Annotated in this window: 11 protein-coding genes; 5 read left to right on the top strand and 6 right to left on the bottom strand. The window is 37.5% G+C overall.

Annotation, left to right across the window (positions count from 1 at the left end):
- Both M1V25_RS08655 and M1V25_RS08660 read right to left on the bottom strand, forming a co-directional pair.
- On the bottom strand, positions 1-454 hold a 454-nt coding region (locus tag M1V25_RS08655), incomplete at its 3' end, for a hypothetical protein (protein ID WP_498843031.1).
- 224 nt (positions 455-678) lie between these two features.
- A complete protein-coding gene (locus M1V25_RS08660; RefSeq protein ID WP_498843032.1) occupies positions 679-2,202 on the bottom strand; it encodes a DHA2 family efflux MFS transporter permease subunit in 1,524 nt (507 codons plus the stop codon).
- 218 nt (positions 2,203-2,420) lie between these two features.
- On the opposite strand from M1V25_RS08660, the gene M1V25_RS08665 reads away from it, so the two are divergent.
- From M1V25_RS08665 to M1V25_RS08675, 3 genes are read left to right on the top strand one after another with little or no spacing between them, the layout of a single operon-like run.
- Positions 2,421-3,173: an MlaA family lipoprotein gene (locus M1V25_RS08665; protein WP_116964618.1), complete on the top strand. Its 753-nt coding sequence runs from the start codon at positions 2,421-2,423 to the stop codon at positions 3,171-3,173.
- A 39-nt stretch (positions 3,174-3,212) separates the two neighbouring features.
- Positions 3,213-3,788 (top strand): Maf family protein, encoded by a 576-nt coding sequence (locus M1V25_RS08670; RefSeq protein WP_498843033.1) that lies wholly within the window; start codon positions 3,213-3,215, stop codon positions 3,786-3,788.
- 59 nt (positions 3,789-3,847) lie between these two features.
- Positions 3,848-4,585 carry an FAD-binding oxidoreductase gene (locus tag M1V25_RS08675; RefSeq protein ID WP_498843034.1) on the top strand — a complete coding sequence of 246 codons (738 nt, stop codon included), beginning with the start codon at positions 3,848-3,850 and terminating at the stop codon, positions 4,583-4,585.
- Positions 4,586-4,655: 70 nt separating this feature from the next.
- Here M1V25_RS08675 and M1V25_RS08680 read toward each other — a convergent pair whose 3' ends face one another.
- The gene (locus tag M1V25_RS08680) at positions 4,656-5,648 is read right to left on the bottom strand and encodes an NAD(P)H-dependent glycerol-3-phosphate dehydrogenase (RefSeq protein WP_116964621.1); all 993 of its coding nucleotides are present in this window, start codon (positions 5,646-5,648) and stop codon (positions 4,656-4,658) included.
- A 79-nt stretch (positions 5,649-5,727) separates the two neighbouring features.
- Positions 5,728-6,465: a DNA-binding protein gene (locus M1V25_RS08685; RefSeq protein WP_498843035.1), complete on the bottom strand. Its 738-nt coding sequence runs from the start codon at positions 6,463-6,465 to the stop codon at positions 5,728-5,730.
- A 209-nt stretch (positions 6,466-6,674) separates the two neighbouring features.
- Here M1V25_RS08685 and M1V25_RS08690 point away from each other — a divergent pair, with 209 nt between their 5' ends.
- A complete protein-coding gene (locus tag M1V25_RS08690; protein WP_498843044.1) occupies positions 6,675-8,915 on the top strand; it encodes an NADP-dependent isocitrate dehydrogenase in 2,241 nt (746 codons plus the stop codon).
- A 241-nt stretch (positions 8,916-9,156) separates the two neighbouring features.
- On the opposite strand, the gene M1V25_RS08695 is transcribed toward M1V25_RS08690, so the two are convergent.
- Together M1V25_RS08695 and leuS are read right to left on the bottom strand one after the other, a co-directional pair.
- Complete coding sequence (locus M1V25_RS08695; protein ID WP_116964624.1) at positions 9,157-9,708, bottom strand: LPS-assembly lipoprotein LptE; 552 nt, start codon at positions 9,706-9,708, stop codon at positions 9,157-9,159.
- Positions 9,709-9,712: 4 nt separating this feature from the next.
- The gene (gene leuS, locus M1V25_RS08700; RefSeq protein WP_498843036.1) at positions 9,713-12,142 is read right to left on the bottom strand and encodes a leucine--tRNA ligase; all 2,430 of its coding nucleotides are present in this window, start codon (positions 12,140-12,142) and stop codon (positions 9,713-9,715) included.
- Positions 12,143-12,345: 203 nt separating this feature from the next.
- Between leuS and putA the strand changes: the two genes are divergently transcribed.
- Complete coding sequence (gene putA / locus M1V25_RS08705; RefSeq protein ID WP_498843037.1) at positions 12,346-15,822, top strand: bifunctional proline dehydrogenase/L-glutamate gamma-semialdehyde dehydrogenase PutA; 3,477 nt, start codon at positions 12,346-12,348, stop codon at positions 15,820-15,822.
- Positions 15,823-15,831: the final 9 nt, after the last annotated feature.

Consider the following 15,831-nt stretch of genomic DNA (forward strand, 5'->3'; position numbering starts at 1 on the left):
CACCTAAATATTTAACTTCTTCGGGTAATCTATGTTGATTCCATCGGTAATTAGCTTCTTCATAAATCGTTGAACCATGAGCTATTTTTTTCTGACGCAATAAACCCTTGTCATCATAATAGGTACTGACATTTACACTCTTGCTTTTAACCTCTTTAGGAAAAACGTGGCAGTCATGGCTATGCTCAAATAGTTTCTGCTCAATTAGCTGCCCACGATCAAAGGTTTTTATTTGATATTCAATTAGATTTGGACTGTTAACAATATAATCCATCCTTTCAAGATGCATATTGCCATTAACGGGATTGACTGGATCACCAACTAAATGACAAGGGTCTCCCAATTCCGAAAAAATATCTCGAGTATTTAAGTCTTTGCGGCAGGCATAGCTGCTTTCGATACAAAGAAATAAACCAGAGAGATAAGTAATCGTTATTAAAGCTTTTTTGACCAATTTATCATCTTCAAATCAGGTTAGGTACTGTTAGTAATAATATGAGGTTATGCTTAAGTGAGGTAGTGTTTTTGTGTAAAGAATGGTTGTTTTATATAGTAAAACACAACGATAAGCCTAAATTGATTTATCTATTAGGTGCGTATTTGCATTGTCGATTGTGAGCACGAATTTGTATGGAGTATGAACCAAAGCTTATTGTTACTCAAATATGAGACGTTGCTTTAATGATCCATAGTTAATTTAGTGCTTTTGGGTTTGGTTAACATACAAATAAAAGGAAGGCAAAAAAGTAGCAATAAATAAGACAAATATGCAACATCATTAAAACCAATAATGTTTGCTTGTGTTGTGATGTTTTGTGCAATGATGGCTAAGGTCGTTGGATCTTGAGCTTGCCAATTTGTATGTTGAAGCCAAGTTTGATAGTAAGGATTGCTTGGATCAATATGCCTAACCATGCTGTACCAAGCTACTTGAGCCTGTTGGGTGAGTACTGTGACCATTATAGATGTGCCAACGGATGTGCCGAGGTTTCTAAAGAAGCTAAACATACCGCTACCTTCAGCTAAATCTTGGGGCTTTACTGTTTGTAATGCCATAGTGGATACAGGAACGAAGAAAAAACCCATGCCAATACCTTGAATGATGCCTGGATACATCAAATTCCACGTGTCGCTCATCAGTGGTATTTGTGCATATAAATAATTGCCATAAGCGGTTATGGTAATGCCTAGGAAGATGATAAGGCGTAAATCCAGTTTTTTGGATAATGGTGAAATGAACATCATTGCGATAGCAGCTGCAATACCGCGTGGCATCATAAGTTCACCCGATAGTGCTGCAGAGTAATTCATAAAGCGTTGCATAATCAGAGGTTGAATGGTCATTAATCCAAATATGCCAGCGGTATATAGTACGAGTAAAATGCAGGATGCAGCATAATTTCGATCTTTGAATAAATGCAAATTAAGAATATTTTTAGGGTTAAACCATCCTCGAATAATAAAGACGATGCCAACGATCAACCAGAACGTTAGCATGGCAACTATAAAGTGTGATGATAGCCAACCGTCATTATTGCCACGATCAAGAAAAATTTGTAAAGTAGAGATTGCTATGATCATAAGGAATAACCCGAGCCAATCGATATTAAGCTTCTCACGTTTGGTTTCACTGATAAACAAGACAGTCATCACAATTGCAATTAAACATACTGGAATATTGATATAGAAAATCCAACGCCAATTCATCCAATCTGTAATATAGCCCCCTAATGTAGGACCAAGTACAGGAGCAGCCATGATTCCAACACCCCACACTGCCATTGCCTTGATTTGTTCTTTGGGTGGAAAAGTGTCTCTTAATACATATTGAGAAAGGGGAACTAAAGAAGCGCCAAAGATGCCTTGCATAATCCTAAAAAATATCATTTCTCCAAGGGAAGCTGATAAGCCGCAGAGCATAGAGAAAATAAGGAAACCGATAATGTTAATTAAAAGCAGACGTTTTCTGCCAATGGTACGCACAAAAAAACCTGTTAACGGCATGCAGATTGCTGATGAAACTATATATGAGGTGACAACCCATGAAATTTCTTCAGCACTGGCACCAAGAGAACCTGCCATATCTTGTAAAGCGACGTTAACTATTGTGGTGTCGATGATTTCGATCATCGCTGCAAGCATAACAGTTACCGTAATAAGCCACTTCATAGTATTGGAAGCGATATGGTTTTGTTGTGTCATGTCAGGATACCTAAATTTAAACGCAACTATTGTAAAATCATTTACGTTTATTGTATAGGATGGATAAACAAATAATACATAGAACGGATCTCATTCGAATCTTACTATAATCATTTTGCGAACAGCGATTTTGAAACCATTATGCTAAACTGTGTGTGACCTGTTTTTAGGAAATGAGCTATACTGACGCGCAATAATTAGAATATAAATAACTAAATATGAAATTCAGGACAATAAGTATAAGTACTTTTGCTTTGGCGCTATCTGGCTGTGCTACTCAACAAAATCGGGATCCGTGGGAAGGCTATAATCGGGCAATATTTAAATTTAACCAGATAACCTATGATTATGCATTTATTCCTGCGGCTAAAGGCTATGTTTATATTGTTCCTAATGAAGTTCAAACGGGAATCGATAATACTTATAATAATATTTTAGAACCAGGACGTGTAGCGAATAATTTGTTGCAATTTAATTTAGATTATGCTTGGCGCGATACGGCGCGTTTCTTGGCTAATACAATCTTTGGGGTTTTTGGTTTATTTGATGTGGGGAAGACGCTGGGTTTGCCAAGAAGAACACAAAATTTTGGATTTACACTTGCAAAATGGGGTTATCGTTATTCGCCATATTTTATTTTGCCGATTTTAGGACCTAATACTTTTGGTGGGGCAACAGGTAACTTGGTCGATAGTGTATTTAATCCATTAAATTATACGTATATTTCACCACGAGTTGTAAGCTGGAGCGCTTATGGTATATATAAATCAAATGAGGGAGTGCAATATTTATCTTTATATGAAAGATTAATGAATAGCTCAATTGATCCATATATTGCAGCACGTAATGCGTACTTGCAAAATTATGATTATGAGCTTGATAAAACGTTGCAAACTAAAGAGAACAATAGGCAACAAAACAGTTTTGCAAGTGATAGAGATGTACTTGACATCTTAGATCAACAAGAGTAAGTTTTTATCATTTTTACGATAATTCTTACAGAAAGGAAAATGATTTACCTTGCCTCTCAATCGCCCAGAAGAGCAGAGCTGCTTCGCCTTGCTAATATTCCTTTTCAGCAATTTAGCGTTGATATTGATGAGACCGTTTTAGCAAATGAAATTCCCTTAAGTTATTTAAAGCGTGTAATTACTTTAAAACGAATAGCTGCAGAAGCGATATGTCGACAACAAGACAAACCGATTTTAGTTGCTGATACCATTGTCGCACTTGAAGGTGAAATTCTTACTAAACCCTTAAACTTCGAAACCTTTTGTGATTATATGAGGAAATTAAGTGGCAAATGGCATCAAGTGTTGACTGTTTTTGCATTAAGCTATCAAGGGAAGGTACATGAAGAGGTAAGTATCAGTGAAGTTTTATTTGCTCGCTTATTAGAGCTTGAAATAAAACAATATTGGCGAACAGGTGAACCGCAAGATAAAGCAGGTGGTTATGCTATTCAAGGAGTTGGTGCGCGTTTTGTCAAGGCATTTAAAGGTGACTTTAATAACATTATCGGGTTGCCGATTGACGCATTGAAAAAAGCACTTGATTCGCTAGAAATTCCAATGACAAAATCATAGATTATTTAAGTCAAGGAACGTACACTACCTTCATTAAAACAAATTGATATAAAGAAAATATGGCAATTGAACACTTTGAAGTAGAGTTGGTGGATGCAAGCATGATCGCACCAAATGTTAAACATCTAGTATTTAAAAAAGCAGATGGTAGCAAATTTGAGTTTGTACCAGGACAGTTTATTACGTTTTTATTTGATCATGAAGATGGAAAACTCAGACGTAGAAGCTATAGCGTTGTAACGATTCCAAACCAAACAGATTTAATTGAGATTGCAATTTCATATGTTGATGGTGGCATTGCCTCTGAAAACTTTTTTAACATGCAAAAGGGTCAGTGCTTTAATGTGATGGGACCTGCTGGACGCTTGATATTAAAAGAGAATGAAGTTATTGATAAACTGATTTTAGTCGGAACGGGAACTGGCATTGCGCCTTATCGTGCAATGTTACCAAGCTTACAAACGGCTCTAACAAAGAATGTGAAAACTGTTTATATTCTTTTAGGTGTGCAATATCAACAAGATGCAATCTATGCTAAAGATTTCCGTCAATATGTAAAAAACACTCCAAACTTGCATTTTATCGCCTGTTTAAGCCGAGAAGAAAATGCTTTGTTGGAAGATGAAGTAAAAGGCTATGTCCAGCGTTATTTTGAAAAATTGGATTTAAATCCTGCACACGATGTCGTTTACTTGTGCGGTAATCCCAATATGATTGATGATGCATTTGCACTTTTATCTGAATATGGTTTTGATGCTAAGCATGTCAGACGTGAGAAATATATTTCATCTAACTAAACCTTCTCCACCTTATTTGTAGAATTTGAGATTAATCTAGTTTGGCTTAGTCATGGAAATGGCAAGATCATTACTCCTCTTTAAGCCCTCGAGTTAATAGTCTTTTGGCAATCGTTAGCATATCCATGTCTTGGTGTATGATATTATAAATGGCTTCAACGATGGGCATTGGTACTGCATATATTTGTGCAATTTTATGTACAACTTTAGTGGTAGCAATACCTTCAACAACTTGCTGAACTTCACGACAGGCTTGTTCTTTTGTTTTCCCCTGCCCAATTAAGACGCCAAATCGCCGATTGCGTGATTGATTGTCGGTACAGGTTAAAAGCAAATCTCCCAACCCACTCAAGCCATAAAAAGTCTCAAGGTTGCCGCCTAATGCTAGACCTAATTGTGTGAGCTCATTTAAGCCGCGTGTGATGAGACCAGCCCTGGCATTGGCACCAAATCCTAATCCATCAGAAATGCCGCAAGCAATAGCAAGTATATTTTTAACTGCACCACCAATTTCAGCACCTGTTACATCTGTGGAGCTATAACAACGAAAGTTTTCACTATTAAAAAGTGTTTGAATATGTTTGGCATAATCAATGTCGTGAGCAGCAGCAAGAATAGCAGTTGGCAAGCCTTTTGCCACTTCTTTAGCAAAACTTGGTCCTGTAATCAAACCAAAATTATTGTCTCTTAAAGTTTGTGCAACCAGTTGATCTAATAGTTGATAACTATTATGACAAAAGCCTTTTGTCGCTGAGATAATCCCTTGATTAGATAAAAGATAAGGTTTTAAAGTATTAATTGTATCAATAAAACCTAAGCTTGGAGTAGCAATGAGAATATCACTACACTGATGAATAATGTATGACCAGTTATCAATGGCAAGTAGATTGGCTGGAAAAGGTGAATCAGGTAAATAATCATTGTTATGCTTGTCTTTTACCATTTTGGTATTGTGTTCGGTTTTCCACGAGTGAATATAAACAAGGTGACCTACACGAGCAAGTTGTAAAGCAAGTGCTGTACCCCAAGAGCCAGCGCCCATCACAAGAATTTGTTTGTTCATGATAAGTAAAAATTTAAGAAGTTTGTGAGGTATTGTAACGTTATTAACTTAGAGGCTTCAACTGTGATATGTAGGATTATTAACGAGTACGCTTTATTTCGGCAAGGACGTTATTCGATTTTTCAAGTTGCTTTCTGTAATATTCTAAATTTTGCTCGGCCTCACGCTTTAATTGACGAATTTGACCATTTAAAAAAGCAATTTGTCCTTCTAAGGCATCGCGTAGGTCAGAAATGCGTTGAGTTGTTTGTTCTTTAAGTGCTTCGGCATAAATGCGTGCCTCTTTTGCCACCTGCTCAGCAGATTCACGTCGAGTTTGTTCCTTAACAAGAGCGGCATAAAGCTTGCGCACCTTGATTTCGGGATTACTTTCATTAAGTACCATGCTCCACTCATCTGACATACTGCTGAGGATATCGCTGCTTAATGATTGTGAACTTGCTAATAGCGCTTCAATCATAGGATCGGTATTTTTTGTGACTGTGACTTTGTTATGAGTATAATCAGAGGATTTAGTTTGATTTAATTGGGTGACTCCTTTTCCCTGATTTGCTTGTGTTTTTTCTAAAGCAGTTGCTTGAGTTATTGGCTGCATGTTTTCTTCTTTTTTAGAGGTAATTAATACTTCTTGTTTGATATTTTGAGGTGCAGCGTTTTCCTGCTCGTCTCGCCATTGTTTTAAAAATTTACTGATGGTGGTGGGACTGCCACGACCTATTGTATCTCTAACATTGTTGATGCTAGGTTTATTGCCTTGTGCATGCAAAGTTGCGATTGCGTTTAGTATATCTTGGTAAGATAATCCTGGGCGAGCCATGGTATTTGTATCCTTATTGATTATTTGATTATATAGCCTAACGAGAAACATTAGAGTTATTCACTAAAAACTGCCGAAATTATAGCAAGATATTTGTTTGCGTCAAACATTCATATGCGGCGAGCATATATTTTGTTATGATAGTGGGCAAATTTATTAAATGCCTTGATGCAGCCTAACTAAAATTATCAAGAGGAAATAATATGACATTGACAAAGTTGATTTATACCTATACAGATGAAGCACCAATGCTTGCAACCTATTCATTGTTACCAATTATTCAAGCCTTCACTAAGCCATGTGGCATTGAGGTAGAAACAAAAGATATTTCATTGGCGGCACGTATTTTGGCGCATTTTCCGGAAAGTTTAACTAAAGAACAACGCTGTGAAGATGATTTAGCAGTATTAGGTGAGCTGGCTAAAACACCAGATGCTAATATTATTAAATTGCCAAATATCAGCGCATCTATTCCTCAGTTGCAAGCGGCGATTTCAGAATTACAAGCTCAAGGTTATAATATTCCTAATTACCCGGTAGATGCCAATACCGATGAGCAAAAAGAAATAAAGTCACGTTATACCAAAATACTAGGTAGCGCTGTCAATCCTGTATTGCGTGAGGGTAACTCAGATAGAAGAGTAGCAAAAGCCGTAAAAGAATATGCTAGAAAGCATCCACACTCAATGGGGGAGTGGTCAAAAGCTTCTAAATCACATGTAGCACACATGAGTGAAGGCGATTTTTATGGTAGTGAGCAATCTGTAGTGGTTGCCGGAAACACGAGTTTCAAGATTGTTTTTACAGCAAAAAATGGCTCAACAGAGCTGTTGAAAGCTCAGGCTCCACTATTAAAAGGTGAAGTGATTGACGCCTCAAAGATGAGTGTAAAGGCGCTACGTGCATTCTTTGAACAACAAGTCGATCAAGCCCAAAAGGATGATATCTTATTGTCTTTACATATGAAGGCAACGATGATGAAAGTATCTGATCCAATTATCTTTGGCCATGCAGTAAGCATTTACTATAAAGATGTATTTACTAAGTATAAAGATCAATTTGCGCGCCTTGGCATAGATCCAAACAATGGCATTGGTGATGTTTATGCTAAGCTTCAAAAGCTACCAGAAACTGAACAAGCTATGATTAAAAGAGATTTAGAAGTCGTATATCAAACTAAAGCAAAGCTTGCAATGGTTGATTCTGATAAAGGTATTACTAATCTACATGTACCAAACGATATGATTATTGATGCTTCAATGCCAGTCATGATTCGTTCATCAGGTAAAATGTGGGGTAGAGATGGTAAGCTTCATGATACAAAAGCGATGATTCCAGACCGCTCATATGCTGGCATTTATCAAGAAACAATCAATTTTTGTAAACAAAATGGTGCGTTTGATCCAAGAACGATGGGGAGTGTTGCCAATGTCGGTCTTATGGCAAAGAAAGCTGAAGAATATGGTTCACACGATAAAACGTTTGAAATTAAAGAAGATGGCAAAGTGTCCGTTATTGATGAAAAAGGCAATCTACTGTTATCTCATGAGGTTGAAAAGGGTGATATTTGGCGCATGTGTCAAACTAAAGACATCGCAATTCAAGATTGGGTGAAATTGGCACTTATGCGTGCCCGCTTAACGCATACGCCTGTTGTTTTTTGGCTGGATAAAAATAGAGCACATGATGCCAATATGATCACAAAAGTTAACACTTATTTGAGAAATCATGATACATCTGACCTTGATATTCACATTATGTCACCAGCTGATGCAATGCACTTTTCTTTACAAGCCATTAAAGTAGGTAAAGACGTTATTTCAGCAACGGGTAACGTGTTGCGTGATTATCTAACAGATTTGTTCCCTATTTTAGAATTAGGGACAAGTGCCAAAATGCTATCTATCGTACCGCTTTTAGCAGGCGGGGGGTTGTATGAAACAGGTGCAGGTGGTTCTGCACCTAAGCATGTACAGCAGTTTATCACTGAAAATCATTTACGGTGGGATTCATTGGGTGAGTTTTTGGCTCTTGGCGCGTCATTAGATGATCTTGCAAACAAAACAAATAATAGTAAGGTGCGTGTGCTTGCAGAATGTTTAGATCAAGCCAATGCTAAATTTTTAGATAATAATAAATCACCATCCCGTAAAGCTGGTGAGATTGATAATAGAGGCAGTCATTTTTATTTAGCACTTTATTGGGCACAGAGTCTGGCATATCAAACAAAAGATAAGCAATTGGTGGAAGTCTTTAACCCAGTTGCAAAGGCACTACAAGATAATGAAGGTAAAATTGTTGCTGAACTTAATGACGTACAAGGTGCGAAGGTCGATATTGGGGGCTATTATCATCCAACCCCTGAGAAAGTTATGAAAGTAATGCGTCCGAGTGCTAGCTTTAACCATATCCTTAATGCGTTAACAAAAGAAAGTATAGCTGCTGTATAAAAGATGCGTTTTAATATGGGGAAGGATACTTTTGGAGTGGTATAAACGGTGGTAGGTTAGAGTTTTAGTTTTCTGACTATAAATTTTTTCGAAAGTATTAAAATAACTGTGTAAATTCATTTATAGATTTGTGTTGTCCCAATTGCCCTATTGTTGGCGACAAGTACTTCCTTGGCTTAAAGTAACGTTTTTGCATAAATAGCGATCACGTCTATCAGGTGGTAAAAACAAGGTCACCAAATTAATGATCACTACTTGGTTTGTTATAGCGTGATTCAGAAATACTTTGTATTTGTAAGATGATATTGCTTGCAACTTGGGATTGTAAATTATTGTAGATTTGGTGTTGTTGAGCGTTACTGCTTAGTTGTTGGGTGGCGTTAGTTGTATAGGTTTGTGACGCAGAGTTATTTTGGTTTTTAAGGATGGCTTGATTTTTATTATTCAATATATCGTAATTTGCGCTGTAGCTTAGGACATAATCGTTAGAAGATGCACCACCAGTGATGCCAATAAGGCGGCGACTTGAGGTGGCACTTTTTATGTCAATTGTAACATCTGCATCTGTAGATGATGTAACAACTTCTGCTCCCGTTGCATTGATGGAGGCAGTTAAAGTATTTAAAAAATTAAAATCTGTACCTGCATGTCTGATATAAACTTTCTGCATAAACTTTGGCATACCTTCATTCCAGCTACGTAGATGAAAACCGCAACCATAAAGAAAACTTGCTACTAATACTAAGAACAAAAACTGGATAAAAAAGCATTTTTTCAATAAATAATTGATCATCTAATCACGCTCCCACTACAATATTTAGAAGTTTTCTAGGGACATAAATCATTTTTTTAATAACCTTGCCTTCTAATAGTTTGACCACAACTTCATGTGCTACGACCATATCTTCAATTTGTTTTTGGCTTAAATCGCTTGGCACATCAAGCTTGGTGCGAAGCTTACCGTTGATTTGAATCACCAGGGTAAAGCGGTCACTCTTAAGTGCTTTATTATCCACCTGTGGGAAGCCCGCTGTTAGAATATCACTGCCAAATCCTAATTCTACCCATAACGCTTGTGCAATATGTGGTGTAAAAGGTGCAAGTAAGCGTAATAGAATATTAATGCCTTCGCTAATAAGTTCAGATGGATTAGCATTTTGTAGGCTATTAAATATTTTCATACAGGCAGAGACAACCGTATTAAATTGCATTTTTTCAAAATCAACTAATGCTTGCTTAAGTGTTGTATGTATTTCTAAACGTACACTTTTATCGTTGCTATCAAGTTTATTGGTATCGACTTGTAGGTGAGGATCGATGCTATCTTTGTTTGTATGAATATAATTCCAAATTTTCTTTAAGAAGCGGTGCGCACCATCTACACCTGAGTCTGACCATTCAAGTGACTGCTCAGGAGGAGCGGCAAACATACTAAATAGGCGAACGGTATCGACACCATATTTATTGATTAGGTGTTGTGGATCAACGGTATTTCCTTTTGATTTGGACATCTTAGCACCATCTTTTAAGACCATCCCTTGTGTTAAAAGGTTTATAAAAGGCTCACTACTTGTTACAAGTCCTGCATCACGCATCAGTTTATGGAAGAATCGTGCATAAAGTAAGTGCATGATTGCATGTTCAATACCTCCTATGTACTGATCAACAGGTAGCCAGTAATTTGCTTCATCATCTAACATTTGATCTGCATTTGGGCAGGTGTAACGTGCATAATACCAAGAGGATTCCATAAAAGTATCAAAGGTATCAGTTTCTCGAGTTGCTTTGCTACCACATTTGGGACAGTTTGTTTCATAAAACCTGGGCATAAGTTTAAGCGGTGAAATTGTGCCGTTTAAAGTAACATCTTTTGGTAATTTAACAGGTAGATTTTGTTCTTTTTCAGCGACGATACCACACTGATCACAGTGAATCATTGGAATAGGACAGCCCCAGTAACGTTGACGTGAAACACCCCAATCACGAATCCTAAAGTTGGTTGTCACTTCCCCTTTATTATGAGTAATAAGGTGTTCACTTATTTTGCTAAATGCTTGATCAAAGTTTAAGCCGTTGAAGTTGCCTGAGTTGATTAAAATACCTTTCTCAGTGATCGCACCTTTGCCTAAATCTGTGTTACCTTCTGTCGTTTCAATCACTTGTTTTAAAGAAATACGATATTTATGAGCAAATTCCCAATCGCGATCATCATGAGCTGGAACCGACATGATTGCGCCTGTGCCATAGCTCATTAATACGAAATTTGCTATCCATACTTCAACTTTTTCGTTGGTGATCGGGTGAGTGGCATAAAATGATGTTTTAATACCGAGTTTTTCTTGGGTAGCAAGATCTGCTTCCATCGTAGAAGTTTGTTGACATTTTCTAATAAATTGAGCGATTTTGGGATCATTTTGAGCTGCTTGTGTGGCTAGGGGGTGTTCAGCTGCAATGGCTAAATAGGTCACTCCCATCAAAGTATCAGGGCGCGTAGTGAAAACCTTTAGTTTTGTGCCATTTACGTCAAAACAAACAGTAACGCCTTTTGATTTGCCAATCCAGTTGGTTTGCATTACCTTAACAGCTTCTGGCCAGCCTTGTAATCGGTCTAAGTCTTTTAATAATTCGTCAGCATAATCGGTGATTTTAATAAACCATTGAGGAATTTCTTTTTTCTCAATAAGTGCCCCTGAGCGCCAGCCTCGACCATCAACAACTTGTTCATTAGCAAGTACGGTTTGATCAATTGGATCCCAGTTAACAACTGAGTTTTTACGATAGGCTAAACCTTTTTCAAATAGCTTAATAAAAAACCATTGCTCCCAGCGATAATAGCTGTCGTCACAAGTAGCAATTTCACGATCCCAATCATAACCAAAACCAAGTGATTGTAGTTGTTTTTTCATATGGTCAATATTGCTATAAGTCCAATCAGCAGGGACCTTTTGGTGTTTAATGGCAGCATTTTCGGCTGGAAGCCCAAACGCATCCCATCCCATTGGTTGTAATACATTTTTGCCAAGCATTTTTTGATAACGACTAATCACATCTCCTAAGGTGTAATTACGTACATGCCCCATATGTAGTGTTCCACTTGGATAAGGTAGCATTGAAAGGCTATAAAACTTCTCTTTTGAATTATCTTTTATTGCTTTAAAAGACTGGTTGTCATGCCAGAATTTCTGTACGGCTTTTTCTAAGTTTGTAAAATCATAAGTTGCTTGCATGAGGTTATCCAATATGATGCTTGGTTTTTATTAAACTTACAAATACTTAAGGCGTAATGGTAGCGAAATTTTAGGATTGAAACCAGGGCGTAAATCGATTTTCTTTAAGTTTTAAAGAAGTAGGAGATGCTAATTTCATTTACGATTTTTTTATCTTTTATGCTACCATGAGCCATCTTTGTCCCAGATGGGTAGGATTTCTTATGGCAATTGATATACAACAAGATTTAGATCAAGAGGTGCTTGCGCGCGTGCGTTGGGCAGCAAGGCGCGGCATGTTAGAGCTTGATTTGATGTTATCTTCTTATATTGAGAGTGAATATTTAAAGGCTTCTAATGAAGAAAAACAAGCGTTCCACACTCTGTTAGAGTGTGAAGATCAAGACTTATTTAATTGGTTTATCAAGTCTAAACCAGTGGATAAAAAACACCAAAAAATGGTAGCAAAAATTTTAACGATTAAACAGCAAGGTACTCAAAGACAAGCACAAGATGCTACAGTTGAAAGCTGTGATGATTTGCAAGGTGAGGTAAGCATGATTTTAGATCGCATAGATAAATTTGATCAATCCCCTTTAATGCAAGAGGTTTCTAAGTATTGGTTATGTAACGAGAAGACAATCGTTGAAAAGCTTGCTAAAGAAGCTGCGCTTACAGAAAACGAACGCTTGAAAATACAGGATATTGCCAGTGGTTTGGTTGCAAGCGTACGTGAAACTCGGTTAAGTAAAAGTGGGCTAGATGCCTTTATGACCAAATATGATTTATCAAGTGATGAGGGTATCGTCCTCATGTGTTTGGCTGAAGCATTATTGCGTGTGCCTGATAAATATACAGCAGACAAGCTAATTAAAGACAAACTCACAAGTGCGAATTGGCAGGAACATGTTGGTGACAGTGAGTATTTGTTTGTTAATGCAGCAACGTGGTGTTTGATGTTGACTGGTAAAATTTTAAAACCAGAGCAATATCAAAATAAGTTTAAAACCGTGCTCAAGAACTTCTTAGATAAGCGTTCGCGCCCTGTGGTGCGTCGCGCGGTTATGCACGCGATGAAAATCTTAGGTCAGCAGTATGTAATGGGTGAAACGATTGAAAAAGCCTTAAAGCGTGCTAAAGAGAAAGAAGAAATCGGCTTTACTTATTCATATGATATGTTAGGTGAGGCAGCAACGACGATGGCAGATGCTGAATTCTACTACAACGAATACCATAAAGCGATTGAGGCAATTGGTAAAGCTGCGCATAAATATAGTGTACGTACTAATCCAGGCATTTCTGTGAAGTTATCAGCACTTCACCCACGTTATAAAGTTGCACAAGTAGATCGTGTACACCTTGAGATGTATCCAAAGCTCTTAAAACTTGTTGAATTAGCACAAAGCTATAATATCGGTTTAAATATCGATGCCGAAGAAACAGAGCGTTTAGAGCTTTCTCTTGAACTTGTTAAGCGACTTGCGTATGAGAGAAAATTACAAGGCTTTGAAGGTATTGGTATCGTGGTGCAAGCATATCAAAAACGTGCAAGTTTTGTACTCGATTATTTAATTGATTTGGCAGAACAAACAGGTCATAGATTCATGATTCGTTTGGTTAAAGGTGCATATTGGGATTCAGAGATTAAACGTGCTCAAGTGGAGGGCTTAGAAGATTACCCAGTATTTACTCATAAGTGTTATACTGATCTTTCCTACCAAGCATGTGTTAAAAAAATATTTAACCATACGAAGCATATTTATCCACAATTTGCCACGCATAATGCGTATACAACAGCATTGGTGATGCACTTAGCGGGAGAATACAAAGACTATGAGTTTCAATGTCTTCATGGTATGGGTGATGCACTTTACGATCATGTGGTTGGTAAGAGCAATTTTAATATACCTTGTCGAATTTACGCTCCTGTTGGTACATATAAGCACTTATTACCTTATTTAGTAAGGCGATTATTGGAAAATGGTGCCAACTCGTCATTTGTGCATCGTATCGTTGATGAAAAAACACCGATTGAAAGCTTAGTAGAAGACCCAGTGCAAAAAGCTGAGTGTTTAGGCTTTTTACCTCATTTGCAAATTGCATTACCGGTTAATATGTTTGGAGAAGAAAGAATGAATTCTAAAAGTTATAACTTAAATGATACCAGAACCCTTGAGAAACTTGCTTTACAGATGAGTCAGTTTGATCATAATGATTATATTGCTAGACCCTTAGTTGTCGGTGCTGACACTTCTAAACTGGTGGCAGAAAACATTATTAATCCTGCTAATAATCAAGTATTTGGTAAAGTATATAATGCTAATAAAGCTATTGCTCAAATAGCAATGAAAGTGGCACATACTGCATTTGATAGCTGGAGTTTAGTTAATGCAAATAAGCGCGCTCAAGCACTAGAGAAATGCGCAAATTTATTGGAAGAAAATATGCCAAAATTTATGGCAATTGCTGTGCGTGAAGCAGGTAAAACACTTGCAAGTGCTTTAGCAGAAGTGCGTGAAGCCGTTGATTTTTGTCGTTACTATGCCGCACAAGCCAAAGCTGAATTTGCAAATCCTAAGACACTTCCAGGACCTACTGGTGAGTTAAATCAAATTAGCTTGCATGGTAGAGGAGCTGTTGTTTGTATTAGTCCTTGGAATTTCCCGTTAGCGATTTTCTTAGGTGAGGTAACAGCTGCTCTTGCCGCAGGAAATACCGTTGTGGCTAAACCTGCTGAACAAACGCCAATTATTGCTTATGAAGCAATAAAATTATTACATGAAGCGGGTATTCCTAAAGATGTTGTGCAACTTGTGCCTGGCACAGGAGAAGAAGTGGGTGCAGCCTTAACCCAAGATCTACACGTTGCAGGAGTAGTTTTCACTGGTTCTACCGACGTTGCAAGACTTATTCAACGAACACTTTCTGCCAAAGAAGGTGCGATTGTACCATTTATTGCAGAAACAGGTGGTCAAAATGTGATGGTGGTGGACTCGTCGTCCTTACCAGAGCAAGTGGTACAAGACGTTATTTCATCAGCTTTTGATAGTGCAGGTCAACGTTGTTCTGCGTTAAGAGTGTTGTATTTGCAACAAGAGATTGCTGATACGGTTGTTACCATGTTAAAAGGTGCGATGAATGAACTTAAGGTCCATGATCCTGCATTTATTGAAACTGATATAGGACCTGTAATTGACCAAGAAGCACAAGCAAATCTTAAAGCACATATCGATCATATGCGTAAATCTGCCAAGCTTGTTCATGAGATTGTAAGTGATAAGACCTTAGAAAAAGGTAACTATATTTATCCTGTGGTGTTTGAAATCGATAGTATCAAAGCACTTAAGCGAGAAGTATTTGGTCCTGTATTACATATCATACGCTTTAAGGCTGATGAGATGGACAAAGTTGCCAAAGACGTTAATTCAACAGGTTATGGTTTAACTTTTGGTATCCATAGTCGGATTCAAGAAACCATAGATTTTTTTATAAAGCACATTCGTGTCGGCAATATGTACATTAACCGTAATATCGTTGGTGCAGTTGTTGGCGTACAGCCATTTGGTGGACAAGGTTTATCTGGAACAGGTCCTAAAGCAGGTGGACCACTTTATTTACATCGCCTAGCAGTTGAGCGCTCAATTAGTATCAATACAACAGCATCAGGTGGTAATGCGTCATTGATGAGTTTGGAGCAGTAACACAATCTA

Origin of the sequence: Candidatus Nebulibacter yamunensis (genome assembly GCF_024208055.1) — a bacterium.
GTDB lineage: Bacteria > Pseudomonadota > Gammaproteobacteria > Francisellales > Francisellaceae > Caedibacter > Caedibacter lacustris.

Coding starts and splice junctions, on each gene's coding strand:
- M1V25_RS08670 (WP_498843033.1), top strand. CDS start 3,213: ATGATTTACCTTGCCTCTCAATCGCCCAGAAGAGCAGAGCTGCTTCGC.
- M1V25_RS08665 (WP_116964618.1), top strand. CDS start 2,421: ATGAAATTCAGGACAATAAGTATAAGTACTTTTGCTTTGGCGCTATCT.
- putA (WP_498843037.1), top strand. CDS start 12,346: ATGGCAATTGATATACAACAAGATTTAGATCAAGAGGTGCTTGCGCGC.
- M1V25_RS08660 (WP_498843032.1), bottom strand. CDS start 2,202: ATGACACAACAAAACCATATCGCTTCCAATACTATGAAGTGGCTTATT.
- M1V25_RS08695 (WP_116964624.1), bottom strand. CDS start 9,708: ATGATCAATTATTTATTGAAAAAATGCTTTTTTATCCAGTTTTTGTTC.
- M1V25_RS08685 (WP_498843035.1), bottom strand. CDS start 6,465: ATGGCTCGCCCAGGATTATCTTACCAAGATATACTAAACGCAATCGCA.
- M1V25_RS08675 (WP_498843034.1), top strand. CDS start 3,848: ATGGCAATTGAACACTTTGAAGTAGAGTTGGTGGATGCAAGCATGATC.
- leuS (WP_498843036.1), bottom strand. CDS start 12,142: ATGCAAGCAACTTATGATTTTACAAACTTAGAAAAAGCCGTACAGAAA.
- M1V25_RS08680 (WP_116964621.1), bottom strand. CDS start 5,648: ATGAACAAACAAATTCTTGTGATGGGCGCTGGCTCTTGGGGTACAGCA.